The organism is Escherichia sp. MOD1-EC6021, from assembly GCF_002965245.1.
Classification (GTDB): domain Bacteria; phylum Pseudomonadota; class Gammaproteobacteria; order Enterobacterales; family Enterobacteriaceae; genus Escherichia; species Escherichia coli_F.
Map to the genome: position 1 here is coordinate 88,802 of NZ_PTRU01000003.1, position 26,274 is coordinate 115,075.

The window sequence follows — 26,274 nt, forward strand, 5'->3', positions numbered from 1 at the left end:
AGGTCAATGTATGCAGTGCGCACTTTACGACGCGGGTCGCTGTCGTTCCTGTCAGTGGATAACGCAGCTGATTCCAGAGCAACTCTCCGCTAAAACCGCCGATCTTAAAAATCTGCTCGCCGACTTTTCGGTTGAGGAATGGTGCGAGCCGGTGTCAGGCCCGGAGCAAGGGTTTCGTAATAAAGCCAAAATGGTGGTGAGTGGTAGCGTTGAAAAACCACTGCTCGGTATGCTGCATCGCGACGGCACACCAGAAGACCTTTGCGATTGTCCGCTTTATCCCTCCTCATTTGCGCCCGTTTTTGCGGCGTTAAAACCGTTTATCGCCCGTGCGGGGCTAACCCCCTACAATGTGGCGCGTAAGCGTGGCGAACTGAAATACATTCTGCTGACTGAAAGCCAAAGTGATGGTGGCATGATGTTGCGCTTTGTACTGCGTTCCGAAACCAAGCTGGCACAACTGCGTAAGGCGCTGCCGTGGTTACAGGAACAACTGCCGCAGCTGAAAGTCATTACCGCCAATATTCAGCCGATACATATGGCGATTATGGAAGGGGAGACGGAGATTTATCTGAGCGAACAACAGGCGCTGGCTGAGCGTTTTAACGATGTGCCGCTGTGGATCCGTCCACAAAGTTTCTTCCAGACTAATCCGGTAGTCGCCAGCCAGCTGTACGCTACTGCGCGCGACTGGGTACGACAGTTGCCGGTTAAACATATGTGGGATCTGTTCTGTGGCGTGGGCGGCTTTGGTTTACACTGCGCGACGCCTGACATGCAGTTAACCGGGATCGAAATTGCGCCAGAGGCCATTGCCTGTGCGAAGCAGTCAGCTGCTGAACTGGGCTTAACGCGTTTGCAATTTCAGGCGCTGGACTCCACTCAGTTTGTCACCACTCAGGGAGAGGTGCCGGAGCTGGTGCTGGTTAACCCGCCGCGCCGAGGTATTGGTAAACCGCTGTGTGATTATCTTTCAACGATGGCTCCGCGTTTTATCATCTACTCCAGCTGTAACGCCCAAACGATGGCCAAAGATATCCGCGAACTGTCAGGTTATCGTATTGAACGGGTACAGCTTTTTGATATGTTCCCGCACACCGCGCACTATGAAGTGCTGACACTGTTGGTGAAGCAATAAAAAAGCCGCGGCTGCGGCTTCAGATTGCTGATAAGGTGCGCGTTGTTCATGTCGGATGCGGCGTGAGCGCCTTGTTCGGCCTACAAAATCGTGCTAAATCAATGCATTGCAGGGTAAATGTAGGCCTGATAAGCGTAGCGCATCAGGCAATCTTACTTTTGTCATCAGTCCCGATTACTGCGGGAACCACTGGTCATTGATTTTCTGATACGTACCATCTGCTTTAATCGCTGCCAGTGCGTTATTCAGTTTTTCCAGCAGGGCTTTATTATCCGGACGTACAGCGATGCCCAGACCGGTGCCGAAGTACTGCGGGTCGGTTACTTTCTCTGTTGCAACGCCCAGTTGTGGATTGGTTTTCAGCCATTCATTAACCACCGCTGTGTCACCAAATACCCCATCAATACGACCATTTTTCAGGTCGATAAAGGCATTTTGATAACTGTCATAGGAGACAGTTTTTACTTCCGGGTGTTGATCCTGAATATATTTCTGGTGCGTTGTACCGTTTTCCATCCCAATGCGTTTGCCTTTCAGGTCGGCAAACGTTTTGTAGGTATCTTTTTTGGCAATCACAACAGCTGAGTTTTCGTAGTAGGGCGTGGTAAATGATACCTGCTTGCTACGCTCCGGCGTGATATCCATACCGGAGATAACGGCGTCATATTTTCTGAATTTCAGTGACGGGATGAGGCTGTCGAAAGCGTGATTGGTAAAAGTACATTCTGCCTGCATCTGTTTGCATAACGCTTTTGCCAGGTCGATATCAAAGCCGACAATCTCATTATTAGCACCTATAGATTCAAAGGGAGGATAGGTCGCTGATACGCCGAAATTGATTTTCTCTGCCGCAGAAGCGCCGAATGCACAGGATGAAAGTAAAGCGGCAAGAACTAACTTTTTCATGATGGAACTCCCGTCTGTCAATCTTATGATTTTTGGCCGTGTCTGCGGCATGAGATAACAATGCCATTAAGTGAATTTATATGCAATAAATATGATTAAATAATTCGTAATGAATAAAAAAAGACGGACAACTTAGTGGGTTGCCCGTCTTTATTATATTAATCTATGCACTATGTATGCCGGATAAGGCGTACACGCCGCATCCGGCATAGGCACCGTGCTGGTGTCTGATGCGACGCTGGCGCGTCTTATCAGACCTACAAATCATCCGGCATCAGCATGCAGCCATGTCAATTCCGTCGCTCGAACGCCAGCGCTTTGCGCTCGATCAAACGCATCATCAGTGTCAGCAGGCCGTTGACGACCAGGTAAATAATCCCCGCCGCACCGAACACCATGACATCGTAAGTGCGCCCGTACAACAACTGGCTGTATCCCATCACTTCCATCAGCGTAATGGTGTAAGCCAGAGAGGTACTTTTGAACACCAGCACCACTTCGTTGGAATAAGAAGAGAGTGAGCGTTTAAAGGCATACGGCAGCAGGATCGCCAGCGTATCTTTTTTGCTCATCCCCAGGGCGCTACAGGACTGCCACTGACCTTCCGGGATTGCACGAATTGCACCGTAAAATAGCTGCGTGGTATACGCCGCACTGTTCAGCGACAACGCAATCAGCGCGCACAACCACGGTTCTGACAACAGATGCCACAGTGCCGGATACTCCTGCAATGTCGGGAACTGGCCTGGACCGTAGTAAATCAGGAAGATCTGCACCAACAGCGGCGTACCGGTAAACAGCGTGATATAGCCCCGCACCAGCCACACCAGTACCGGCGTTTTCAGCGTCAGGATGATGGTAAAAATCAACGCCAGAATTAGCGCCACAATCAGCGAGGCAATCGTCAGCGTCAGGCTGGTGTGCAGCCCTTTCATCAGTTCGGGTAAATACTCAAGCATCAGCCAGGCCTCCGCTCAAAACGTGTCGCGCGCAGGTCAATGCGTTTGAGAATGTACTGACTGAGCAGGGTAATCACCAGATAGATCGCTGCTGCCACAATGTACCAGGTAAATGGCTCCTGGGTACGAGTGGCGATGCTTTTGGTTTGCAGCATTAAATCATTCACACTTATCAAACTGACCAGCGCGGTATCTTTCAGCAGTACCAGCCACTGGTTACCGAGACCAGGCAGCGCATGACGCCACATCTGCGGCATCACCAGGCGGAAAAAGATAGCCGATTTCGACAGCCCCAGCGCCTGACCGGATTCCCACTGGCCCACCGGCACCGCTTTCAGTGCGCCACGCAGGGTTTGCGAGGCATAGGCGGCATACAGTAGCGACAGGGCGATAACCCCACACAGGAACGGGCTAACGTCGAAGTTCTCAATGTCCATCTGCACCGGGATCTGTACGATCCCAAGATTGATGGTGAAGCCATCCGAAAGCGTCAGCAGTAACTGCGAGGAGCCAAAATAGATAAACAGCACCACCAGAATTTCTGGCAGACCGCGCAGAATCGTCACCAGTGCTGAACCTACCCACGCGACAGGACGCCATTTTGCTGACTCCCACACCGCAAAGAACATCGCCAGCGCCAGTCCGACAATCAATGCACAAACGGCAAGGCCGACGGTCATCCCGGCGGCGCTTGCTAAAGGAAAAAATTCATTCATCAGGTATTACTTCTGGAACCATTTGTTGTAGATGGTTTCGTAAGTGCCATCTTTCTTCACTTTTTCCAGCGCAGTGTTGAATTTCTGCTGCAGTTCAGTGTTGCCCTGACGTACCGCGATGCCGAGGCCAGTACCGAAGTAATCTTTATCGGTCACTTTGTCGCCGACAGCCGCCAGTTTCGGGTTATCTTTCAGCCATTCGGTTACCACTGCGGTGTCACCAAAAACGCCGTCGATACGACCGTTTTGCAGATCGAGTTTCGCGTTCTGGTAGCTATCATAAGGAACCGTGGTGATTTCCGGATGTTTATCCATAATGAATTTCTGGTGCGTCGTCCCGTTCTGAACGCCGACTTTTTTGCCTTTCAGCTGATCAACGCTGGTGTATTTACCTTGTTGACCCACAAACAGGGCAGAGTTGTCATAGTACGGCGTGGTAAACAGCACCTGCTTTTCACGCTCCGGGGTGATATCCATACCAGCCATCACCGCGTCTACGCGACGGAATTTCAGGCTTGGGATCAGGCTGTCAAACGCCTGGTTAGAGAAAGTGCAGGTCGCATCAATCTCTTTACACAATGCCTGCGCCAGGTCGACGTCAAAACCAACGATCTGGTTGTTTGCATCCATTGATTCAAACGGAGGATAGGAGGCTTCGGTGGCAAAACGAATAGTTTCGGCAGCTGTGGCGGAAAGACTAAAACCTGCAATTAACGCGGCAATCAGAACTTTTTTCATTGTTGTTATCCCGAATCTTAGTGAGAGAGATAGTTTTTAAATGCTTCGGTTTGCGGCTTGGTAAAGCAGCGCGCGTCGCCTTGTTCTACGATGTGACCATTTTCCATATACACCACACGGCTGGCGGTTTTACGCGCCACTTCCACTTCGTGGGTGACGATCACCTGGGTAATATTGGTTTCTGCCAGCTCACGAATGATGCTGACGATTTGTGCCGTAATTTCCGGGTCCAGCGCGGCGGTCGGTTCATCGAACAGCAGTACCTGCGGTTCCATCATTAACGCACGCGCAATAGCAACACGCTGCTGCTGACCACCAGAAAGATGCAGCGGATAGCGATCACTGAAAGGTTTCAGGCGCAGACGTTCCAGCAATTTTTCTGCACGGGCCAGCGCCTGATCTTTACTCAATCCCAGTACACGGCAGGGCGCTTCAATCAGGTTTTGCTGCACGGTGAGGTGCGGCCACAGGTTGTATTGTTGAAACACCATACCGACGTTACGACGCAGATCGCGAATCGCTTTGTCTGAGGGCGTTTTAGTGAAATCGAAATGGTTGCCTGCAATGTTGAGCGTACCGGAGCGCGGCATCTCAAGCAGATTGAGTACACGCAGCAGCGAGCTTTTACCCGCGCCACTGGGGCCAAGTAACACCAGCGTTTCGCCCTGTGGGCAATCCAGCGTGATATCGAACAGCGCCTGATGCGCGCCGTAAAAGCAATTAATGCCGTTTAATTGAATACTCATTGACACTCGTATACTGGCAGTCTGATAGCTATTGAGGTCGAAGATAGTACCTTTGACAGAATAATTATGCAATATTTCTGCTTTAAAAGTTAAAAGCAAAGCGCATTATTCACTAAACATAGCACAAAATAACGGGCGCGGTGGGCGGCGAGCATAAATGTCGGCATTCCTCGCGAAATGCCGGACAATTTACGGGGGTTATTGGTTGATCAAGGCGTTAGCGATTCTCGATTGACTGACGGAGTGTACCTGCTGTGGCATGAACGCTGCCGCCTAAGTAGCGCACATCGTCAATCACCCAACACTGGCCTTCCTGAATCATTAGCACTTCATCCTGCCAGCCCTGGTCACCCTGTTTGAGATCCACGCGCAAAGGAATGTTACGGGCATCACGATTAGGGATAGTAGATGCACTGGCAACGTGGGCGCTGTCTGGCAAGGTGGTTCGACTGGAGAACGGATCGCTGCTTAACAATTCACGATGACTATTATCGCGGCTGGCATCGCTAAGTAGGGTTGCCAGTTTGTCACTCAAATAGGGGCGCAGAGCGGTAATGTCATTGCTGCGATGTTGAATGCGGTAGTCATAGAATTGTTGAGCCACGCTGTCAGGTCCACCCTGGACACAGGAACCGGTGCGGGGGCCGTTATCTTTATAAGCTGGCGTGACGGTGGTACAGGCACTCAGCAGCAGTGCACATGGAATAAGTAGAGATAGTGAACGGTAGCGCATAATCATTTCCTTATTGGCTTGCTTTCTGCGTCACACTATGACCAAAAACAATCAGATTATTTAATACATTGTTTTTTATACAATTCTGAAACAATCTGAAGACCCGATTAGGCTTAAGTCCATTGCTGGCTCCCCATTCAAGGTTGATCGTAGCTGACTTACTTAAATTACCCAAACAATAGACAGTGTAAACCATTTGTGAGGCTGAGCGTGTTATAAGACTGAAATGATCATTTAAGGTAAATATGATAGTTCTGAAACGCTGGTATAAATCCTGCTGTAGAAGTTAAGAGCATCTGCAGGAAGCCAGTTGCACATTTATAACGCATGATAGGTGACCAAGATTCATTTCTATTATTGACAAAATTTTAACATATGATGATAGGCCCTAAGATTAAGATGATTGCAAAAATCACAATGTATGTTTGAAATGAGCGAAATTTGATAGTCCCAACTTTAACTTTCGATAATATTATTTTTGTTACGGTTGTGAGTGAAGAATATAATCTTATTAAGCTAATGGATTTGAGTTAAGAATAATATAATTTTTTTCAATGCGCCATTAATTAATATGAATATAGAATGTGTTGTGACTTTATGTTTATAAATCACAGGGAGTACAGTGGGTTATTGTTTTTTTTGGGTGATTTTTATATGATAAATAATGTCTCTGAACAATCGTCATCATTTCTAAGCACACAACCGAATCAAAGTGATAATCTCATGGCCTCGCTGAGGGAATTTTTTACCATATTAAAATCCAGTCATAAGGATGAGTTATCTACATGGGACACCATCTACTTGAATCTAGTATTAGTAATAAATGCTGATAGTGAAACTATTAAAAATGATATGTCGCTCGGTAACATTATTTATTCAGCAAATAATTATTTTAATTCTTTTTTTAGTAGTGCTTTCGAAACTGGTACTAAAACATACCTTGGTACATCACAAAACAATGAAGTTGAAATAAAAATTGGCAATGAAAGAATCACCATTGGGGTGCGAAATAAAGTCAGCGGAAAAATGGAAAGACAAGAATTTCTTTTTCCTCTGCATTACGAAAATAAACTGCAATGTGAATTGGAGAAGAATTTTACTATTGATTCTTATCCATTGTTATATAGGTATACCCTTGGTTGTAAGATCGCGAATGCGATCTTTGAAAAAGTATACAATCGAATTGTATTTAATAAGGAACAATATATAACAATTATAAAAGACGCATTTATTCATTTCTATGATTATAGCAGGCGATATACAATGAGTGAGGATATCGACAAAGAGTCCGTTATAAATACCATTGCATTGATGAGCACCTTTTGTAACAGTGATAATACATCAGGCGAAATTTTCAGTGATGATATTGCTCTTGAAGACTCATCTGAACCTGACCTAAATGTAGAACATACAATAACACTTGGTTTTGCTAATGACGATCTTAAGTTTAATCCAATTACTTATTCGGAAGTATTAACACGATTTTACGCCTTTCAAAATATTGTATTGAATCTGTGTCCGGAAATGCATTCATCGCATTACAACGATATTTGTAGTGTAAGTGTGGATATGACAAAAGGCAAGCAATGCATGATTCACTTGATGGTCAATGAAGAGGTTTTCATGTCTCTTCCAACCCCTATCACAACTATGGCACGTGAACATGATAGTAATTTAGTCAATCTAAAAACGCTACTCAATGATGGTTGTTTTATTAAATATAGTCATTTTGATGCTGTGGGTTTAATGAAGAAAAACTTAAATCATCTGTATTTATCACATTCTCTTTTAAATGAAAGTATATTGAAGGGATGTTGTTTTGAGAACGGCAGTTTAGGTGATGTTAAGATAACAAATAGTAATTTAACGAAAAACGTATTCAGTAACTTTACGTTTAGAGCGACTAAAATTAATAATGTAAATGCTCATTCTTCAAAATTTGTCCATTGCCATTTTTACAGTGTTGATATGATAAGAGTTAATCTCTATAAATGTCTTTTTCATGAGTGTAGTATGCATGATGTCAAGATAAGACCATGGTTACCAGTAAAATGGACAAAAGAATTAATAAATGATTATTTGTATGGTTGTTTACTATCACTGTACTCTATCTGTGTAAGGGATATATTTAATATGACCGTTGGGAATAACGTAAAGGTTGCAGCGGATGCTTTCATTGAAATCCTTTACTCTCTAAAGAATAAATATTGTATTAAGCTATTAAGCGCTCAGGATCGGGCATTTATTTACGAATTTGCAAAAATGATCTTTGCTTATATTAATGATAGAAGCCTTGAGGTTACATTACTTTCATGTTTTGCGGAGACCGATCAAACAAGAATTCAGAGGTATATTCCTCAGCCTCAAGATGCGGAAAAATTTTGGAATAATTTACAATATAAGGTGACTCTTCCCATTCATTAATGTTGCAGGTACAACATAATATAGCAGGTCAGCGCTATCCCATAATGAAACCAATATCGGGTTAGGAGACGGGTAATCGTAAAGGCATATGCGCTTATTTTTGACACAATGAGATGATTTCCTAAACTGATCAAAACCTTCTTCCCAACATGGCATATCAGCCCGATAATGCTTTGAGATCGAAGGATTAGCAAACAAGGAGATCGATCATGCAATTTTCTACAACCCCAACTCTGGAAGGCCAGACCATCGTTGAATATTGCGGTGTGGTGACAGGCGAAGCGATTTTAGGTGCCAATATTTTCCGTGATTTCTTTGCCGGTATCCGCGATATCGTTGGCGGACGCTCCGGGGCTTATGAAAAAGAATTGCGTAAAGCGCGGGAGATTGCCTTTGAGGAACTTGGTGAGCAGGCGCGGGCGTTGGGGGCCGATGCCGTAGTCGGTATTGATATCGACTACGAAACGGTCGGGCAAAACGGCAGTATGCTGATGGTTAGCGTCAGCGGTACGGCGGTGAAAACACGTCGATGAGAAGAGTCTTCTGGCTGGTCGCCGCTGCTTTGTTACTTGCAGGGTGTGCAGGCGAAAAAGGCATTGTCGAGAAAGAGGGATACCAGCTTGATACCCGACGCCAGGCGCAGGCGGCGTATCCGCGCATTAAAGTGCTGGTGATCCACTACACCGCAGATGATTTTGATAGCTCGCTGGCGACACTGACCGATAAACAGGTCAGCTCGCATTATCTGGTCCCTGCTGTGCCACCGCGATACAACGGTAAACCGCGCATCTGGCAACTGGTGCCGGAACAGGAACTGGCCTGGCATGCGGGGATTAGCGCCTGGCGCGGGGCAACACGCCTTAACGACACCTCTATTGGCATTGAGCTGGAAAACCGTGGCTGGCAAAAATCATCCGGAGTGAAATATTTTGCCCCGTTTGAACCGGCACAGATACAGGCGCTCATCCCCCTGGCGAAAGATATTATTACCCGTTATCACATCAAGCCGGAAAACGTGGTGGCACATGCGGATATTGCGCCGCAGCGAAAAGACGATCCAGGACCGTTATTTCCGTGGCAGCAACTGGCGCAGCAGGGGATTGGTGCCTGGCCGGATGCGCAGCGGGTGAACTTTTACCTTGCCGGGCGTGCGCCGCACACGCCAGTAGATACCGCGCCATTGCTGGAACTGTTGGCGCGCTATGGTTATGACGTTAAACCTGATATGACACCGCGCGAGCAGCGGCGCGTGATTATGGCGTTCCAGATGCATTTTCGCCCGACGTTATACAACGGCGAAGCGGATGCAGAAACTCAGGCGATTGCCGAAGCGTTGCTGGAGAAATACGGTCAGGATTAGCGGGGCAGTTTCCCGTGATCGCGCAGCCAGGCAGCAGTTTTCTCAATGCCTTCATCCAGAGTGATGACTGGCTGATAGCCTAATTCTTCCTGTGCACGCGTCATATCCAGCGTAAAGTCAAAATTCAACTTGGAGACGCCGTAGTGGGTCAGCGGCGGCTCTTTTGCTGACTTGCGACCTAAACGCTCCATGCTGCGGGCGATCATGTCCAGCATCGGGTAAGGCACCGAGCGAATACGGCAATCAATATTCAACTCGTCGATAAGTTTTTGCACGATGCTGCGTAGAGTGCGATGCTCGCCGTTGGTAATGTTATATGCTCGCCCGGAAGGCAGCTTATCGCAGGCTTCCTGACTTGCCAGCCACATGGCGTGCACGGCATTTTCATAGTACGTCATATCGACCAGCGCACTGCCGCCGTGTGGTAACAGAATGCTGCCGTAGTGGTGCATCATATGCGCCAGACGGGGAATAAAGACTTTATCGTGTGGCCCGAACAGACTTTGTGGGCGTAAAATAGTAAAGCGTGTTTGTGGATTCGCCTGCGAAAGCATATTGATCACTTCTTCGCTGGCCGCTTTGCTGCGGGCAAACTCGTTAGCGAAGCGGTGAGGGCGAAAATCTTCTTTAATATCGCGATGGTGGTGATAATCGAAGTACAGGGAGGGGGAAGAGATATGAATAAAGTTACGTACTCCCCAGGCGACAGCCCATTCACCCAGACGGCGAGTGGCGCGAACGTTAGCCAGATCGAAAGCCTGTTGTGTCCCCCACGGAGAGGTAAAGCTGGAGCAGTGCCACAACGTATCAATGCCTGCGAGCATCACTTTAGCTTGTGATGAGACCAGCTCGGTCAGATCCGCCGGAACAAACTCTGCGCCCATTTTTTCCAGCAATTTACCCATTGCCTCGTTGCGACCGGTCGCACGCACGCTGATGCCTTTCTGGCATAAAAACTCTACCGCGTTTCGACCTAAGCCGCTGGTGGCGCCGGTAACCAGTACCTTCATATCAATCCACTGTTGTTGAGAAAATGACGTGCGCATTCTTCCGTGATTTCCCCCTTGATGCAATGGGAAACATGAAAGAATAACGCAGGTTTTGTCGATTAATCTGTGCTTTGTTCTGCCAGTCTGGCGATTCGTTTTGCCATTCCGCGAAAAATAAACAGATGCGCGGGGATCATCAGTAACCAGTAAAACAGCCCCGGCATACCGTGCGGATGCCAGAATGCGCGAACATCGATAGTACGATAGTCACCTTTATCTTCCAGGGTAAAACACAGTCGTCCCAGCCCCGGCGCTTTCATGCCAAATAACAGCGTAAGTTGTTTTTCCGGTTCAACGACAATCACTTTCCAGCTATCCACCGCATCTCCGGTCTGCAAATATTCACGCTCCGGGCGGCCTTTCGCCAGCTTATGACCGATCGCGCGGTCCATCAACGCCCGGGTTTGCCACAAAATATTGCCAAAGAAATAACGCTCTTGACCGCCGATTTGATTCACCACCTGCCATAAAGCCGCAAGGCTGGCGGACGTTTTAACGGTAAACCCCGCCTGTTTGGCGAAATAACCGTACTCCGGTCGCCAGCGGGCAAAGGCCTGAGCGTCGTATCCCCAGTCGCTGGAGTTGACCAGCTTTTCTTCTTCTTTCAGGGTGCGACGTACCGCGTCATCGAAAGCGATCAGCCGTTGTGGGATGAGTGCACGTAGCGCGGTGTCATCCGCCAGCAGATCATGTTTCAGCCCCTGAATCAACGCTTTGGCGGTGGTTGACGGTACGGAAGTAATCACATTGAGAAACCACACCGAAATCCAGCGGGTGGGAAAGGGGATGGGGATTAACCAGCGGCGCTTACCGCTCACCGCCATAAAATGTTCAAACTGTTGCTGATAACTGAGCACCTCTGGTCCGGCGGCTTCGAAGATGCGGTGTTCGCTGGCCGGATGATCTAACAGCGCCACCAGATAGTGCAGCAAGTTTTCCAGCGCGATGGGCGTGGTGCGTGAACGAACCCAGCGTGGCGGCGTTAACACTGGCAGGTTGTACACCATATCGCGCATGACTTCGAACGCCGCTGAACCTGCGCCAACGATAATTCCGGCACGCAATTCGGTCACCGGAACACCCGCTTCACGAAGAATATCCGCCGTAGCCTGACGGGCGCGCAGATGGTCCGACTGCTCGTGAGGCGGGGCCTGCAATGAACTGAGAAAGATTAATTGTTTAACCGGTGCTTCGCGCAGCGCATCGCGGACGTTAAGAGCCACCTGGCGCTCCTGAGCGATAAAATCGCCGCCTTCGCCCATGCTGTGCACCAGAAAATAGACGGTATCGATATTCTGCAACAGGGCCGGAAGGTTATCCGGCCAGCTGAGATCGACTTTATGGCAACTGACGTTTGCCAGTTGCAGCTTTTCAAGCCTGTCGACGTGACGTGCCGCCGCCAGGATCTGATGCCCTTGTTGGCTAAGCGCGTGCACCAGATGCTGACCAATGTAGCCACTGGCACCGAGAACTAAAATGCGTTGCGGCACGTCTCTCTCCTTAACGCGCCAGGAAAGCGCGCCAGTGGGCTGCGACTTCTGCCAGTTGTTCACGCGAGACATCGAGATGGGTTACCAGGCGGACAATCGGCGAGGCGTTAATCAGTATGTTTCTCGCTTTCATGTATTCGCCTAATGCGGCAGCATTTTCTTGTCCGACGCGGACAAACAGCATATTGGTGTCCTGGCGCATGACATCCGCGCCTGCTTCACGCAGTTGCTCCGCCATCCAGGCGGCGTTATCGTGGTCTTCCTGCAAGCGTGCAACGTTATTTTTCAGCGCATACATTCCGGCGGCGGCCAGAATCCCGGACTGGCGCATCCCGCCGCCAGTCATTTTCCGCCAGCGGATGGCGCGTTTAATGTAATCACGATTACCGACAAGTAATGAACCGACTGGCGTACCAAGACCTTTCGACAGACAAATGGTGAACGAATCACAATATTGCGTGATCTCTTTCAGTTCGCAGCCGTAAGCCACCACGGCATTAAAGATGCGCGCACCGTCAACATGCAGTGCCAGATTGCGCTCGCGAGTAAATTCCCATGCTTCTTTCAGGTATTCCCGCGGCAGCACTTTTCCATTGTGGGTGTTTTCCAGACTGAGTAATTTGGTGCGGGCGAAATGGATATCGTCGGGTTTGATTTTCATCGCCACTTTATCCAGCGGTAGCGTACCGTCGGCGTCAGCATCGATGGGTTGCGGCTGAATACTGCCCAGCACCGCTGCGCCACCGGCTTCAAACAGATAGTTATGCGCGGCCTGACCGACAATATACTCTTCGCCGCGTTCGCAGTGACTGAGCAGAGCGACCAGGTTGGCCTGAGTGCCGGTAGGCAGAAAAATGGCGGCTTCTTTCCCGGAAAGCTCTGCCGCATAGTCCTGCAGAGCATTAACGGTAGGGTCGTCTCCGTAAACGTCGTCCCCAACCGGGGCGGCCATCATTGCTTCGAGCATGGCGCGGCTCGGTCGGGTAACGGTATCACTGCGTAAATCAATCATGGCATGTCCTTATTTATGACAGGAAATGCCACCCTTTTTACCTTAGCCAGTTCGTTTTCGCCAGTTCGATCACTTCGTCACCGCGTCCGCTGATGATTGCGCGCAACATATACAGGCTAAATCCTTTGGCCTGTTCGAGTTTGATCTGCGGCGGAATGGCTAACTCTTCTTTCGCGACTACCACATCCACCAGCACCGGGCCGTCGATGGAAAAGGCGCGTTGCAAGGCTTCATCGACTTCAGCGGCTTTTTCTACGCGGATGCCCGTAATACCGCACGCTTCAGCGATACGGGCAAAGTTGGTGTCGTGCAGTTCGGTGCCGTCTGTCAGGTAGCCTCCGGCTTTCATCTCCATCGCTACAAAGCCCAGCACGCTGTTGTTAAAGACGATAATTTTCACTGGCAGCTTCATTTGTACCACTGAGAGAAAATCGCCCATCAACATACTGAAACCACCATCACCGCACATGGCGACCACCTGACGTTCTGGCTCTGTCGCCTGAGCACCCAGCGCCTGCGGCATGGCGTTGGCCATTGAACCGTGGTTAAACGAACCTAACAGGCGGCGCTTGCCGTTCATTTTCAGATAACGCGCCGCCCATACCGTTGGTGTGCCGACATCACAAGTGAAAATGGCGTCATCGGCAGCAAAATGGCTAATTTGCTGCGCCAGATATTGCGGGTGAATGGCTTTCTCACTCGGTTTAGCTAAATCGTCCAGCCCTTTGCGGGCATCGCGGTAATCTTCCAGCGCTTTATCCAGAAATTTTCGATCGGTTTTTTCTTCCACTAAAGGCAGCAATGCACGCAGAGTCGATTTGATATCACCGACCAGTGCCATATCCACCTTACTGTGCGCGCCGATGCTGGCCGGGTTGATATCAATCTGAATAATTTTGGCATCGGTCGGGTAGAACGCACGGTAGGGGAATTGGGTGCCGAGCAGCACTAACGTGTCGGCGTTCATCATGGTATGAAAACCTGACGAGAAGCCGATTAATCCCGTCATTCCGACATCATACGGATTATCGTATTCGACATGTTCTTTACCGCGCAGGGCATGAACAATAGGCGCTTTAATTTTTCCGGCAAACTCGACGAGCTCTTTATGCGCCCCCGCGCAGCCGCTACCGCACATCAGGGCGATATTGCTTGAGTAACGCAGCAGTTGCGCCAGTTTGCGTAACTCTTCCTCTTCTGGGGTGACGACTGGTTGTGGCGCATGATACCAGTGCGTGGTTGCCCCTTCCGGTGCCGGTTTTAACGCCACGTCGCCCGGTAACACGACAACGGAAACGCCACGGTTTAGCACCGCTTTACGCATAGCAATCGCCAGCACTTGTGGGATCTGCTCCGGGCTGGAAACCAGCTCGCAATAATGGCTACATTCGCGGAATAACTCTTGCGGGTGGGTTTCCTGGAAATAGCCGCTGCCAATTTCGCTGGAAGGGATATGAGCGGCAATTGCCAGTACCGGAACGTGATTACGGTGACAATCGAACAAACCGTTGATTAAGTGCAGGTTGCCAGGTCCGCATGATCCGGCGCAGACCGCCAGTTCCCCGCTAAGTTGGGCTTCAGCGCCAGCGGCAAAGGCCGCCACTTCTTCATGACGGGTGGACATCCACTCTATGGTGCCCATGCGATTAAGACTGTCGCTAAGACCGTTCAGAGAGTCGCCCGTGACTCCCCAAATGCGTTTTACCCCTGCTGATTCGAGTGTTTTGGCGATATAAGCTGCAACCGTTTGTTTCATGGTTCTCCATCTCCTGAATGTGATAACGGTAACAAGTTTAGTTCATCTGACGGAGGGGGATGGGGTGGGAGAAAAATGAGGCACTAACGGTTAAACTGCCCGATGACAGGTATATCATCGGGCATAATACGATTATGCGAGAACCAAATCCCCCTGCGGATGGCAGGAGCAGGCCAGTACATAACCTTCTGCGATTTCGGCGTCGGTCAGCGTCATTGTGCTACTCACCGTATATTCACCGGAAACCACTTTCGTCTTACAGCAGCCGCAAACACCTGCACGGCAGGCGGCGACAACCGGAACTTTGTTGCTTTCCAAAGCCTCCAGCAGTGTGGTGCCAACAGGTGCGTAAAATTCTTGCGCCGGTTGCAGTTTGGTGAATTTCAGACCGCTGGTTGCTGCTTCCGCCACTGGCGTAAAGAACTTCTCTTTAAAGAAACGCGTCACGCCGAGCGCTTTCACTTCCTGTTCTACCCAATCCATATACGGAGCCGGGCCACAGGTCATTACAGTACGCGAGGCTAAATCAGGAACGCGGGCCAGCAGTTCGCGAGTCAGGCGTCCGGCAACGAATCCCTCGGTAACATTATTTTCCGCCACCAGTGTCACCGGGTAATTACGCCACTCATCCGCGAAAATGACATCCTGCGGCGTACGCACGTTGTAGATCACCTGCACATCAGCCTGCGGACGGTTTTTCGCCAGCCAGCGACGCATCGACATAATCGGCGTGACGCCGCAGCCGGCCGCCAGCAACAGGAATTTATCTTCTGCTTTATCGTCGCAGGTAAATTCCCCCATCGCGTCCGAAAGCCAGAGGTAGTCACCGCGTTTTACATCGCGGGTCAGCCACTGGGAACCGACACCGTCATCAATCCGCCGCACGGTCAGAGTGATGTAATCACTCACGCCTGGTGTGGAGGAAATGGTGTAAGCACGCAGCGTTTCCGCTGAGTTACGCACGCTGACCAGCGCATATTGCCCGGCGCGATACGGGTAGTAATCGTGGCAAATCAGGGAAATCGTCCACACATCCGGCGTTTCTTGCGTAATGTGATGAACCTGCATCCGCCACGGGCATTGATTGGTTGGCATCGTCATCGACAAACTCCTTACGCGCTCAACAGTTGCTTCATGTCTTCTTCAACAGTGGTGATAGAACGTAGGCCGAATTTCTCGTTCAGTACCGCCAGCAGGTCTGGCGTCAGGAAGCCAGGTGCAGTCGGGCCGGTAACGATATTTTTCACGCCCAGAGAAAGCAGCGTCAGCAGAATAACAATCGCTTTTTGTTCGAACCAGGAGAGTACCAGCGACAACGGCAGATCGTTGACACCGCAGCCCAGTTTTTCTGCCAAAGTGACAGCCAGAATAATCGCTGAGTAAGCATCGTTACATTGACCAGCATCTACCAGACGCGGCAGACCTTCGATATCGCCGAACTCAAGTTTGTTAAAGCGATATTTACCGCAGGCGAGAGTCAGGATCAGGCAGTCATCTGGTACGCTGGTGGCGAAATCGGTGAAGTAGTGGCGCTCGCCGCGTGCGCCGTCACAGCCACCGAGCAGGAAGATATGACGCAGTTTTTCACGGCTCACCAGATCAATCAGCGTATCCGCCGCGCCAAGCAGCGTCTGACGACCAAAGCCCACGGTAATCAGGTGCGGAATTTCGCTGTACGGGAAGCCCGCCATTTGTTGCGCCTGGGCGATGACTGCTGAGAAATCATCACCATCCAGATGACGCACACCCGGCCAGCCAACGATGCTGCGGGTCCAGATACGATCGTCATAAGCCCCTACGGTTGGGTCGATGATGCAGTTCGAGGTCATCACGATAGGTCCAGGGAAGCGAGCGAACTCTACTTGCTGATTCTGCCAGCCGCTGCCGTAGTTACCGACCAGATGCTTGAATTTACGCAGCTCCGGGTAGCCGTGGGCAGGCAGCATTTCGCCGTGGGTGTAGACATTAACACCCGTGCCTTCGGTCTGTTCCAGCAAGTTGTAGAGATCTTTGAGATCGTGACCGGAAATCAGAATGCATTTACCCGCCGTCGCTTTGACGTTGACCTGAGTTGGCGTCGGGTGACCGTATTTACCTGTTTCGCCTGCGTCCAGAATGCTCATCACTTTGAAGTTCATCTGGCCGATTTCCATGGAGCACTCGAGAAGTGCGTTCATATCGGCAGGCCAGGTACCCAGCCATGCCATGATTTTATGGTACTGGGCGTAAATATCGTTGTCATATTGACCGAGAACGTGCGCGTGTTCCATATAGGCGGCAGCACCTTTCAGGCCATACAGGCAGAGCAGACGCAGGCCGAGAATGTTTTCGCCAATCGCCGCTTTATCTTTATTGGGAGTAAATTCCGCCGCCTGACGTTGCAGCTCGCCGAGATCGTCACTCACCAGTTGCAGGTCAGCCATCGGGTTATCGACGCGGGCGTTGGCATCTACAGCCAGGCACTGTGCTTTCAGCGCCTCACGCAGGGCAATTGCTTCACGGGCGTAGCCGACAATACGCGGAGAATCGAAATTAACGTTGGTCAGGGTTGAGAAAAATGCGCGCGGCGCGAAGCTGTCAACGTCATGGTTGATGATGCCGTATTCACGCGCTTTTACCGCCCAGGCTGAAAGCCCTTGCAGCGCCGCGATGAGTAAATCCTGAAGGTCAGAGGTTTCCGCCGTTTTACCACACATCCCCTGCGCGTATGAGCAGCCGTTTCCTGCCGGAGTACGGATAGTTTGTTCACATTGCACACAAAACATGATCACACCTTTTAAAGTTATATTTAATATACATGTTTAAGGTTAAGACGCTTAACGCGGGGATAAAAGGGATTTTTCATGCAACTTTAAGGGAGATTGATTTAGCGCAATTTTGGCGGCAGGGATCTACCGCCAGAGAGGTATTATGCAGAGAAAAAGGCGATGAGGATCGGCACTAACAGGCTAAGAATAAAACCGTGAACAATCGCCGCCGGGACCATATCCAGTCCGCCAGTACGTTGAAGAACGGGCAGTGTGAAATCCATCGACGTCGCACCGCATAAGCCCAGTGCAGTAGAGCGGCTACGGCGAATCAGCCCAGGGATCAACATAATAGCAAGCAGCTCACGGGCCAGATCATTAAAAAACGCCGCGCTCCCGATTACCGGACCAAAAGATTCGGTCAATAAAATACCGGAAAGAGAATACCAGCCGAAACCGGAAGCCATTGCCAGCGCGGTATTGATGGGAAGATCAAGAATAAAGGCGTTAATTAAACCACCAATTAAAGAACTGGCCACCACCACCACAGCGACAATCATTCCCCGGCGATTAAGGACAATCTGCTTTAAGGTCATGCCATTATTGCGCAACTGAATACCGACGAGGAAAAGTAGCAGAATTAACGTGTATTCGCTGGCTTCCGTAGCGTGTTGTAAGAAACCTAATCCGCTAAGGCCAATAGCAAAGCCAATCACCACCACACCGCAGAGCTTGAGGGACTCCAGCGCCATCGCAATACGTGACGGGAGTTTTTCTTGCTGATGGTGGTTGCGCCACGGTAGGCCTCGCTCCAGCCACATCAGGGCGGCAATATTACACAGTAAAATAACGGTAATACTGACGGCGGAATAATGCAGAATCGCCAACAGGTTACTGGCGAGGTTATCGAGAAACGCCAGACTGATACCCATAAAAAAGAGAATGAGGTAAACCATCCAACTTAATAGCTGATTAATAACTTTTAATGCAGCTTTTTGGCGAAGCGGAATGAGGTAACCCACAATCAGGGGAACCAGAATGATTAACAGCCCAGAAAACATGAAAAACCAGTCCTTGCAAAGAAAGAAGTCGAAATGCGCGATGACACACTACTGAAAGCGGAAGGACGAGTAAAGTTGCAATTAAAAGGAAATGTTATGCATAAGGATCGGTAGGGTATTCATTTTCATTTAAAGATATTCTTGCGCTTTAATTACAAACCGCACCGGTGTTGGTGGCGTCAAAATCGCCGAGGTGTTCCCTGAAGGCCGGGGCAGCCCACATGGATGTGGGCTGAGGGCGCGTTTTACCGGGATGTTACCTCGCGCCCGACCCGGTAGCCGCAAGGGATAAGTCGAGGGCACCGCGCAGCGGCGATTTTGTTCGCCAGAGCCCGGGGGTGCAGGGGGCGGCGGCGATTGGCCGCCCCCTGCGCCAGTGACTATATGTGGCTTAACACATCAAGGAGCGCAACAGGAAGATGAATCAATATATTTAAAAAAGGCCTGACATTGCGCCAGGCCTTCTGCGTTAATTAATTACGCTTTTCCAGCAGAGTCCGGTAAATCAGACCACCGATAATGCCGCCGACAATTGGCACCACCCAGAAGAACCACAGTTGTTCTAACGCCCAGCCGCCCTGGAAGATGGCAACCGCAGTACTGCGCGCCGGGTTAACGGAAGTGTTAGTCACCGGAATACTGATTAAGTGAATCAGCGTTAATGCCAGACCAATGGCAATTGGCGCAAAACCCGCCGGAGCGAATTTGTCGGTTGCGCCGTGGATCACCAGCAAGAAACCTGCACTCAATACCAGTTCAACTACCAGCGCGGAAAGCATGGAATAACCGCCTGGTGAATGCTCGCCATAACCGTTAGAAGCAAAACCGCTGGCTGCCGCGTCAAATCCCGTTTTACCACTGGCAATTAAATACAGCAGCGCCGCTGCAACAATACCGCCGACAACCTGGGCAATTACGTAGCCAACGACTTCTTTTGCCGGAAAACGTCCGCCAGCCCATAAGCCAATAGTGACCGCCGGGTTAAAATGACCACCAGAAATATGACCAACAGCGAAGGCCATCGTCAGAACGGTTAAACCGAATGCCAGCGCCACGCCGGCAAAACCAATGCCTAATTCCGGGAAGCCTGCGGCCAGTACGGCACTACCACAGCCACCAAAAACAAGCCAGAAAGTACCAAAACATTCAGCTGCTAATTTTCTGAACATATCCACCTCAATTAAAAATTGACCCTGTGAAAAATATGGTCGTTTTATAGGGTCGTCGTAAAAAAGTGACGACGGAAATAATGCGCGGCTATTTTAAAAACGAAGGCGAGTCATTCACCAGATAAATAAATCCAGTAAATTTGATTTAGGGCAACAGCGGGTTGCCCCATATAGTCATTTGTCTGATTGACAGTGTAGTGCAAGCAAAAGATTTAATCCTTTAGGCGTAATAAAAAATAATTTATCATGCTAATTATTTGATTTTGTTGTTTTTGCAGACTTATCAGCAAGAGGGAGTATAACGCGATTATTCGCTCATTTTTCAGACATTTGCCATGCTTAAATGTGATGTCATCACGTATTAGCACGGCCTTTCCCGTTATACTGCCAGCGTAAAGGATAAGTCACATATTTCTGGAGGGGATATGATTCTTGAGCGCGTTGAAATTGTGGGTTTTCGCGGTATCAACCGTTTATCGTTGATGCTGGAACAAAACAACGTCCTGATTGGGGAGAACGCGTGGGGTAAATCCAGCTTGCTGGACGCCTTAACCCTGCTGCTATCGCCAGAATCAGATCTCTACCATTTTGAGCGCGACGATTTCTGGTTTCCGCCGGGAGATATCAACGGGCGGGAACATCATCTGCATATTATTTTGACCTTCCGCGAATCGCTGCCAGGCCGTCATCGGGTACGCCGCTATCGACCGTTGGAAGCATGCTGGACGCCATGCACCGATGGTTATCATCGAATTTTTTATCGCCTGGAAGGGGAGAGTGCGGAAGATGGCAGTGTGATGACACTCCGCAGTTTTCTCGATAAAGACGGACATCCGATTGATGTCGAGGATATTAACGATCAGGCACGCCATCTGGTGCGTTTAATGCCGGTGCTGCGCTTGCGTGATGCCCGTTTTATGCGCCGTATTCGTAACGGCACGGTGCCAAATGTCCCTAATGTGGAAGTCACCGCGCGCCAACTCGATTTCCTCGCCCGTGAATTATCCTCACATCCGCAAAATCTCTCTGATGGACAGATTCGTCAGGGACTTTCCGCAATGGTGCAGCTGCTTGAGCATTATTTCTCTGAGCAGGGGGCCGGACAAGCGCGATATCGTTTAATGCGGCGGCGGGCCAGTAATGAGCAACGAAGCTGGCGCTATCTGGATATCATCAACCGGATGATTGACCGGCCTGGAGGGCGCTCGTATCGGGTTATTTTGCTCGGCCTGTTTGCTACTTTATTGCAGGCAAAAGGCACATTGCGGCTGGATAAAGACGCACGTCCATTATTGCTGATTGAAGATCCAGAAACGCGTTTACACCCCATTATGCTTTCAGTTGCCTGGCATCTGTTGAATCTTCTGCCATTGCAGCGCATTGCCACCACCAACTCTGGCGAGCTGCTTTCGTTAACGCCGGTAGAGCATGTTTGCCGACTGGTACGTGAGTCCTCTCGCGTTGCCGCCTGGCGTCTGGGGCCGAGTGGCTTGAGTACCGAAGATAGCCGACGTATCTCTTTCCACATTCGTTTTAACCGTCCGTCATCGCTGTTTGCTCGCTGCTGGCTGCTGGTGGAAGGCGAAACGGAAACCTGGGTTATCAATGAACTGGCGCGTCAGTGTGGACATCATTTTGATGCCGAAGGGATCAAGGTCATTGAGTTTGCCCAGTCCGGGCTAAAGCCACTGGTTAAATTCGCCCGTCGAATGGGGATTGAATGGCATGTGCTGGTCGATGGCGATGAAGCCGGGAAGAAGTATGCCGCTACGGTACGCAGCCTGTTGAATAACGATCGGGAAGCCGAACGAGAACATTTAACGGCGTTACCGGCGCTGGATATGGAACATTTTATGTATCGCCAGGGATTTTCCGATGTGTTCCACCGCGTGGCGCAGATCCCGGAAAATGTGCCGATGAATCTGCGTAAAATTATCTCGAAAGCGATCCATCGCTCTTCCAAACCCGATCTTGCCATTGAAGTGGCAATGGAGGCCGGCCGTCGTGGTGTGGACTCCGTACCGACGCTGCTGAAAAAAATGTTCTCACGCGTGCTGTGGCTGGCGCGCGGTCGCGCGGATTAACCGCGAAACATCGTGGCCATTTGTGGCTGAATAGCGTCGAGCATCTCATAGCGCCGACGGTATTCAGCCCGTTTTTTACTGGCGATTTCGGCAATCTCTTTTCGTGCTATCTGTGCCGGAAGGCGGTAATGGCGTTCAGCATCACATACGCCGCCAACCGACTCCCAGAACGCGTTGTAATCAGCATGGATCTTGCCTTCTTTATCGCGATAACGCAGGCTGCGGTAAATATGTGTTTCATTGCTGACGGCAATGATCTGCTCTACCTGCAAACGTTGGGCAAACAGACAGGCCGCTTCCATCACGAGACGTTTGGGAAATAGCCCGTGGCAGGCTTTCGTCGCATTCTGGATTTCCTGATGTGGAATTTCCCATTTCGCACCTTGCAGCCCGCCAATAAACATTGTTCTTTTCCCCTGGTATTCACACAGAGTAAAGGTGATCTCTGCCAGAGGAATACCTTCGCTGTTGCGGAACAGGATTGTGCTGTCACCTTCTTTATCCATTGAGATCATCATGGTCAGCTCAAGTGTGAACTGCTCGCCGTTTTTGCCTTCCAGCTTCGCCAGTTGCAGCCCGGGAGTATTCAAATATAAGCTGAATTCTTCTGCCGACATGCAGGCACGAAGCAATGCATAATGGTAACGTAACGCCTCCAGCAATTGCTTGCGGCTAAGATTCGCCGCAAGGTAAGGGCGATGCAGACGCACAGGCAGTCGCGGCTGGCGCGTTAACAACACATGGAGATTCGGCCAGTGGGAAAGTTCGTTCATCCACTCAACGCTTAAACGCGGCATAATCAACGAGCGCAGCAAAAATTTCTGGCGAAAACTACGGCGATGCCAAAATTTACCCGGCCGACACTGTCCACGTGCCAGACTAAGAAAAAGTGACAGGCTGCTGAGAGATTCAGATGGCGTAAAGGTCCGTTCAGTTAGCTGCGACATATTCATGAAATCAATGGTTGTACATAACGTCGATTTCACCATGGCGTATCTTAACCAAACATCAATAGTGTGATTACTAACGTAAATTTTAGGGTTTTGTTGATATTTCGTTGAAGTTAATGACCCGGATTGGCATATGGAGTATTCAGAATATTTATGAAAAAGCGGAAAACCGTGAAGAAGCGTTACGTTATTGCGCTGGTGATAGTCATTGCCGGGCTGATTACGTTATGGAGAATTCTTAACGCACCCGTGCCGACTTATCAGACGCTGATTGTGCGCCCCGGTGATTTACAGCAAAGCGTGCTGGCGACCGGAAAGCTGGACGCGCTGCGTAAGGTTGATGTGGGCGCGCAGGTCAGCGGTCAGTTGAAAACGCTGTCGGTGGCGATTGGCGATAAAGTAAAAAAAGACCAGCTTTTAGGGGTTATTGATCCTGAACAAGCTGAAAACCAGATCAAGGAGGTGGAAGCAACGCTGATGGAGCTACGCGCGCAGCGGCAGCAGGCGGAAGCGGAGCTGAAACTGGCGCGGGTGACGTATTCCCGTCAGCAACGTCTTGCACAAACGCAGGCGGTTTCACAGCAGGATCTCGATACCGCCGCGACGGAGATGGCTGTGAAACAGGCGCAAATTGGCACCATTGACGCGCAAATCAAGCGTAATCAGGCCTCACTCGATACGGCTAAAACCAATCTCGATTACACCCGCATCGTTGCCCCGATGGCCGGGGAAGTCACGCAAATCACCACTCTGCAAGGCCAGACGGTGATTGCCGCACAACAAGCACCGAACATTCTGACGCTGGCAGATATGAGCACCATGCTGGTAAAAGCGCAGGTTTCTGAAGCGGATGTAATCCACCTGAAGCCGGGGCAAAAAGCCTGGTTTACGGTGCTTGGCGATCCGCTGACGCGCTATGAGGGGCAAATCAAGGATGTGCTACCGACGCCGGAAAAGGTTAACGACGCTATTTTCTATTACGCCCGTTTTGAAGTACCCAACCCCAATGGTTTGCTGCGGCTGGATATGACCGCGCAAGTGCATATTCAGCTCACCGATGTGAAAAATGTGCTGACGATCCCTCTGTCGGCGTTAGGCGATCCGGTTGGCGATAATCGTTATAAAGTCAAATTGTTGCGTAATGGTGAAACACGCGAGCGTGAAGTGACGATTGGTGCACGTAACGACACCGATGTTGAGATTGTCAAAGGGCTGGAAGCGGGCGATGAAGTGGTGATTGGTGAGGCCAAACCAGGAGCTGCACAATGACGCCCTTGCTCGAATTAAAGGATATTCGTCGCAGCTATCCTGCCGGTGATGAGCAGGTTGAGGTGCTGAAGGGCATCACCCTCGATATTTATGCTGGTGAGATGGTGGCGATTGTCGGCGCTTCGGGTTCCGGTAAATCGACCCTGATGAATATTCTCGGCTGCCTGGATAAGGCCACCAGCGGCACCTATCGCGTCGCCGGTCAGGATGTTGCCATGCTGGACGCCGATGCGCTGGCGCAACTGCGTCGCGAACACTTCGGCTTTATTTTCCAGCGTTACCATTTGCTTTCACATTTAACCGCCGAGCAGAATGTTGAAGTACCCGCCGTCTATGCGGGTCTTGAGCGGAAACAGCGACTGCTTCGTGCCCAGAAGTTATTGCAACGACTGGGGCTTGAAGACCGTACAGAGTATTATCCGGCACAGCTTTCGGGTGGTCAGCAACAGCGCGTCAGCATCGCGCGGGCATTGATGAACGGCGGTCAGGTAATTCTTGCCGATGAACCGACAGGCGCACTGGACAGCCATTCCGGTGAGGAGGTAATGGCGATCCTGCATCAGCTGCGCGATCGCGGGCATACGGTGATTATCGTTACCCACGATCCGCAGGTCGCTGCTCAGGCCGAGCGGGTGATCGAAATTCGCGACGGCGAAATTGTGCGCAATCCTCCCGCCATTGAAAAAGTGAATGTTGCTGGCGGGACGGAGCCTGTTATCAACACGGCGTCTGGCTGGCGGCAGTTTGTCAGCGGTTTTAACGAGGCGCTGACGATGGCGTGGCGGGCGCTGGCAGCGAATAAAATGCGTACTTTACTGACCATGCTGGGGATTATTATCGGTATTGCGTCGGTGGTTTCCATTGTCGTGGTCGGCGACGCCGCCAAACAAATGGTGCTGGCGGATATTCGTTCTATTGGTACGAATACTATTGATGTCTATCCCGGGAAAGATTTTGGCGATGACGATCCGCAATATCAGCAGGCGCTGAAGTACGACGACTTAATCGCCATCCAAAAACAACCGTGGGTCGCCTCAGCCACACCTGCCGTCTCGCAAAACCTGCGCCTGCGTTATAACAATGTCGATGTGGCTGCCAGTGCCAATGGCGTGAGCGGCGATTATTTTAATGTCTATGGCATGACCTTCAGTGAAGGGAACACCTTTAATCAGGAACAGCTGAATGGCCGTGCGCAAGTCGTGGTTCTCGACAGTAATACTCGCCGTCAGCTTTTCCCCCATAAAGCAAATGTGGTTGGCGAGGTTATCTTGGTTGGTAATATGCCAGCGAGAGTCATCGGCGTGGCAGAGGAAAAACAGTCGATGTTTGGCAGTAGTAAAGTGCTGCGCGTGTGGTTACCTTACAGCACGATGTCCGGGAGAGTTATGGGCCAGTCGTGGCTGAACTCTATTACTGTCAGGGTGAAAGAGGGCTTTGACAGCGCCGAGGCGGAACAGCAACTCACGCGTTTACTTTCACTGCGCCACGGTAAGAAGGATTTCTTTACCTGGAACATGGACGGCGTCTTGAAAACCGTTGAAAAGACCACACGTACTTTACAACTGTTTCTGACGCTGGTGGCGGTGATTTCGCTGGTGGTGGGCGGTATTGGTGTAATGAATATTATGCTGGTGTCAGTGACCGAGCGGACGCGGGAAATTGGCATTCGCATGGCTGTAGGTGCGCGAGCAAGCGATGTTTTGCAACAGTTTCTGATCGAAGCCGTGCTGGTTTGTCTGGTCGGCGGTGCGTTGGGAATAACACTGTCACTGTTAATTGCTTTCACCTTGCAGCTTTTCTTACCCGGTTGGGAGATCGGTTTTTCACCGTTGGCACTGCTGCTGGCGTTTCTCTGCTCGACGGTCACCGGGATTTTATTTGGCTGGTTACCCGCACGAAATGCGGCACGACTGGATCCAGTAGATGCTTTGGCACGAGAGTAATTTTTGAGATAAAAATGCCAGCCG

General features: G+C 50.3%; 21 protein-coding genes and 1 pseudogene. 7 read left to right on the forward strand and 15 right to left on the reverse strand.

What is annotated here, in order from left to right; genetic code table 11:
- The first annotated feature begins 10 nt into the window (after positions 1-10).
- The gene (rlmC, locus tag BEB54_RS04810) at positions 11-1,138 is read left to right on the forward strand and encodes a 23S rRNA (uracil(747)-C(5))-methyltransferase RlmC (RefSeq protein WP_105277059.1); all 1,128 of its coding nucleotides are present in this window, start codon (positions 11-13) and stop codon (positions 1,136-1,138) included.
- Between the two features lie 174 nt (positions 1,139-1,312).
- Here rlmC and artJ read toward each other — a convergent pair whose 3' ends face one another.
- The 6 genes from artJ to BEB54_RS04840 all read right to left on the reverse strand — a co-directional run bounded on the left by artJ (position 1,313) and on the right by BEB54_RS04840 (position 5,936).
- Positions 1,313-2,044: an arginine ABC transporter substrate-binding protein ArtJ gene (artJ, locus tag BEB54_RS04815; RefSeq protein WP_001354873.1), complete on the reverse strand. Its 732-nt coding sequence runs from the start codon at positions 2,042-2,044 to the stop codon at positions 1,313-1,315.
- A 290-nt stretch (positions 2,045-2,334) separates the two neighbouring features.
- The gene (artM, locus tag BEB54_RS04820) at positions 2,335-3,003 is read right to left on the reverse strand and encodes an arginine ABC transporter permease ArtM (protein WP_000895400.1); all 669 of its coding nucleotides are present in this window, start codon (positions 3,001-3,003) and stop codon (positions 2,335-2,337) included.
- Positions 3,003-3,719, reverse strand: coding sequence for an arginine ABC transporter permease ArtQ (gene artQ / locus BEB54_RS04825; RefSeq protein ID WP_039020450.1), 717 nt, complete (start codon positions 3,717-3,719; stop codon positions 3,003-3,005). The genes artM and artQ overlap by 1 nt, the downstream gene beginning before the upstream one ends.
- Before the next feature lie 6 nt (positions 3,720-3,725).
- On the reverse strand, positions 3,726-4,457 hold the full coding sequence (gene artI, locus BEB54_RS04830; RefSeq protein WP_000756580.1) for an arginine ABC transporter substrate-binding protein ArtI: 732 nt from the start codon (positions 4,455-4,457) through the stop codon (positions 3,726-3,728).
- Positions 4,458-4,474: 17 nt separating this feature from the next.
- Positions 4,475-5,203 (reverse strand): arginine ABC transporter ATP-binding protein ArtP, encoded by a 729-nt coding sequence (artP, locus tag BEB54_RS04835; protein ID WP_105282142.1) that lies wholly within the window; start codon positions 5,201-5,203, stop codon positions 4,475-4,477.
- 217 nt (positions 5,204-5,420) lie between these two features.
- The gene (locus tag BEB54_RS04840; protein ID WP_001270657.1) at positions 5,421-5,936 is read right to left on the reverse strand and encodes a lipoprotein; all 516 of its coding nucleotides are present in this window, start codon (positions 5,934-5,936) and stop codon (positions 5,421-5,423) included.
- A gap of 622 nt (positions 5,937-6,558) precedes the next feature.
- Between BEB54_RS04840 and BEB54_RS28975 the strand changes: the two are divergent.
- The 3 genes and pseudogenes from BEB54_RS28975 (at position 6,559) to amiD (ending at position 9,720) form a co-directional block, all read left to right on the forward strand.
- A pseudogene (locus tag BEB54_RS28975) lies at positions 6,559-8,360 on the forward strand (pentapeptide repeat-containing protein).
- Between the two features lie 209 nt (positions 8,361-8,569).
- Positions 8,570-8,893, forward strand: coding sequence for a heavy metal-binding domain-containing protein (locus BEB54_RS04860; RefSeq protein WP_001160732.1), 324 nt, complete (start codon positions 8,570-8,572; stop codon positions 8,891-8,893).
- Positions 8,890-9,720 carry an N-acetylmuramoyl-L-alanine amidase AmiD gene (gene amiD / locus BEB54_RS04865; protein ID WP_001255175.1) on the forward strand — a complete coding sequence of 277 codons (831 nt, stop codon included), beginning with the start codon at positions 8,890-8,892 and terminating at the stop codon, positions 9,718-9,720. The genes BEB54_RS04860 and amiD overlap by 4 nt, the downstream gene beginning before the upstream one ends.
- Here amiD and BEB54_RS04870 read toward each other — a convergent pair.
- The 8 genes from BEB54_RS04870 to aqpZ all read right to left on the reverse strand — a co-directional run bounded on the left by BEB54_RS04870 (position 9,717) and on the right by aqpZ (position 20,004).
- Positions 9,717-10,730, reverse strand: a complete 1,014-nt coding sequence (locus BEB54_RS04870; protein ID WP_024256718.1) for an NAD-dependent epimerase/dehydratase family protein — start codon at positions 10,728-10,730, stop codon at positions 9,717-9,719. The genes amiD and BEB54_RS04870 overlap by 4 nt on opposite strands.
- A gap of 98 nt (positions 10,731-10,828) precedes the next feature.
- The gene (locus BEB54_RS04875) at positions 10,829-12,259 is read right to left on the reverse strand and encodes an SDR family oxidoreductase (RefSeq protein ID WP_105277061.1); all 1,431 of its coding nucleotides are present in this window, start codon (positions 12,257-12,259) and stop codon (positions 10,829-10,831) included.
- A gap of 10 nt (positions 12,260-12,269) precedes the next feature.
- Positions 12,270-13,271 carry a low-specificity L-threonine aldolase gene (ltaE, locus tag BEB54_RS04880; protein WP_105277062.1) on the reverse strand — a complete coding sequence of 334 codons (1,002 nt, stop codon included), beginning with the start codon at positions 13,269-13,271 and terminating at the stop codon, positions 12,270-12,272.
- 37 nt (positions 13,272-13,308) lie between these two features.
- Positions 13,309-15,027 (reverse strand): ubiquinone-dependent pyruvate dehydrogenase, encoded by a 1,719-nt coding sequence (poxB, locus tag BEB54_RS04885; protein WP_032302783.1) that lies wholly within the window; start codon positions 15,025-15,027, stop codon positions 13,309-13,311.
- Positions 15,028-15,159: 132 nt separating this feature from the next.
- Positions 15,160-16,128, reverse strand: a complete 969-nt coding sequence (gene hcr / locus BEB54_RS04890) for an NADH oxidoreductase (protein WP_105277063.1) — start codon at positions 16,126-16,128, stop codon at positions 15,160-15,162.
- A gap of 11 nt (positions 16,129-16,139) precedes the next feature.
- The gene (hcp, locus tag BEB54_RS04895; RefSeq protein WP_046077410.1) at positions 16,140-17,792 is read right to left on the reverse strand and encodes a hydroxylamine reductase; all 1,653 of its coding nucleotides are present in this window, start codon (positions 17,790-17,792) and stop codon (positions 16,140-16,142) included.
- Positions 17,793-17,935: 143 nt separating this feature from the next.
- Positions 17,936-18,835, reverse strand: coding sequence for an L-lysine exporter LysO (gene lysO, locus BEB54_RS04900; protein ID WP_105277064.1), 900 nt, complete (start codon positions 18,833-18,835; stop codon positions 17,936-17,938).
- Positions 18,836-19,308: 473 nt separating this feature from the next.
- Positions 19,309-20,004, reverse strand: a complete 696-nt coding sequence (gene aqpZ / locus BEB54_RS04910; RefSeq protein WP_000488716.1) for an aquaporin Z — start codon at positions 20,002-20,004, stop codon at positions 19,309-19,311.
- Positions 20,005-20,429: 425 nt separating this feature from the next.
- Between aqpZ and BEB54_RS04915 the strand changes: the two genes are divergently transcribed.
- Positions 20,430-22,088, forward strand: a complete 1,659-nt coding sequence (locus BEB54_RS04915) for an ATP-dependent endonuclease (protein WP_000599806.1) — start codon at positions 20,430-20,432, stop codon at positions 22,086-22,088.
- On the opposite strand, the gene BEB54_RS04920 is transcribed toward BEB54_RS04915, so the two are convergent.
- Positions 22,085-23,041, reverse strand: coding sequence for a VirK/YbjX family protein (locus BEB54_RS04920; protein WP_134736206.1), 957 nt, complete (start codon positions 23,039-23,041; stop codon positions 22,085-22,087). The two genes, BEB54_RS04915 and BEB54_RS04920, sit on opposite strands and share 4 nt — an antisense overlap.
- Before the next feature lie 150 nt (positions 23,042-23,191).
- Between BEB54_RS04920 and macA the strand changes: the two genes are divergently transcribed.
- Both macA and macB read left to right on the forward strand, forming a co-directional pair.
- The gene (gene macA / locus BEB54_RS04925) at positions 23,192-24,307 is read left to right on the forward strand and encodes a macrolide transporter subunit MacA (RefSeq protein WP_000746460.1); all 1,116 of its coding nucleotides are present in this window, start codon (positions 23,192-23,194) and stop codon (positions 24,305-24,307) included.
- On the forward strand, positions 24,304-26,250 hold the full coding sequence (macB, locus tag BEB54_RS04930; protein WP_105277066.1) for a macrolide ABC transporter ATP-binding protein/permease MacB: 1,947 nt from the start codon (positions 24,304-24,306) through the stop codon (positions 26,248-26,250). Before macA ends, macB begins: the two co-directional genes overlap by 4 nt.
- The last annotated feature ends 24 nt before the right edge of the window (positions 26,251-26,274 follow it).

Excerpts from the sequence above, each read along its gene's own strand:
- rlmC (WP_105277059.1), top strand. The coding sequence starts at position 11 with ATGCAGTGCGCACTTTACGACGCGGGTCGCTGTCGTTCCTGTCAGTGG.
- artJ (WP_001354873.1), bottom strand. The coding sequence starts at position 2,044 with ATGAAAAAGTTAGTTCTTGCCGCTTTACTTTCATCCTGTGCATTCGGC.
- artM (WP_000895400.1), bottom strand. The coding sequence starts at position 3,003 with ATGCTTGAGTATTTACCCGAACTGATGAAAGGGCTGCACACCAGCCTG.
- artQ (WP_039020450.1), bottom strand. The coding sequence starts at position 3,719 with ATGAATGAATTTTTTCCTTTAGCAAGCGCCGCCGGGATGACCGTCGGC.
- artI (WP_000756580.1), bottom strand. The coding sequence starts at position 4,457 with ATGAAAAAAGTTCTGATTGCCGCGTTAATTGCAGGTTTTAGTCTTTCC.
- artP (WP_105282142.1), bottom strand. The coding sequence starts at position 5,203 with ATGAGTATTCAATTAAACGGCATTAATTGCTTTTACGGCGCGCATCAG.
- BEB54_RS04840 (WP_001270657.1), bottom strand. The coding sequence starts at position 5,936 with ATGCGCTACCGTTCACTATCTCTACTTATTCCATGTGCACTGCTGCTG.
- BEB54_RS04860 (WP_001160732.1), top strand. The coding sequence starts at position 8,570 with ATGCAATTTTCTACAACCCCAACTCTGGAAGGCCAGACCATCGTTGAA.
- amiD (WP_001255175.1), top strand. The coding sequence starts at position 8,890 with ATGAGAAGAGTCTTCTGGCTGGTCGCCGCTGCTTTGTTACTTGCAGGG.
- BEB54_RS04870 (WP_024256718.1), bottom strand. The coding sequence starts at position 10,730 with ATGAAGGTACTGGTTACCGGCGCCACCAGCGGCTTAGGTCGAAACGCG.
- ltaE (WP_105277062.1), bottom strand. The coding sequence starts at position 13,271 with ATGATTGATTTACGCAGTGATACCGTTACCCGACCGAGCCGCGCCATG.
- poxB (WP_032302783.1), bottom strand. The coding sequence starts at position 15,027 with ATGAAACAAACGGTTGCAGCTTATATCGCCAAAACACTCGAATCAGCA.
- hcr (WP_105277063.1), bottom strand. The coding sequence starts at position 16,128 with ATGACGATGCCAACCAATCAATGCCCGTGGCGGATGCAGGTTCATCAC.
- hcp (WP_046077410.1), bottom strand. The coding sequence starts at position 17,792 with ATGTTTTGTGTGCAATGTGAACAAACTATCCGTACTCCGGCAGGAAAC.
- lysO (WP_105277064.1), bottom strand. The coding sequence starts at position 18,835 with ATGTTTTCTGGGCTGTTAATCATTCTGGTTCCCCTGATTGTGGGTTAC.
- aqpZ (WP_000488716.1), bottom strand. The coding sequence starts at position 20,004 with ATGTTCAGAAAATTAGCAGCTGAATGTTTTGGTACTTTCTGGCTTGTT.
- BEB54_RS04915 (WP_000599806.1), top strand. The coding sequence starts at position 20,430 with ATGATTCTTGAGCGCGTTGAAATTGTGGGTTTTCGCGGTATCAACCGT.
- BEB54_RS04920 (WP_134736206.1), bottom strand. The coding sequence starts at position 23,041 with ATGAATATGTCGCAGCTAACTGAACGGACCTTTACGCCATCTGAATCT.
- macA (WP_000746460.1), top strand. The coding sequence starts at position 23,192 with ATGAAAAAGCGGAAAACCGTGAAGAAGCGTTACGTTATTGCGCTGGTG.
- macB (WP_105277066.1), top strand. The coding sequence starts at position 24,304 with ATGACGCCCTTGCTCGAATTAAAGGATATTCGTCGCAGCTATCCTGCC.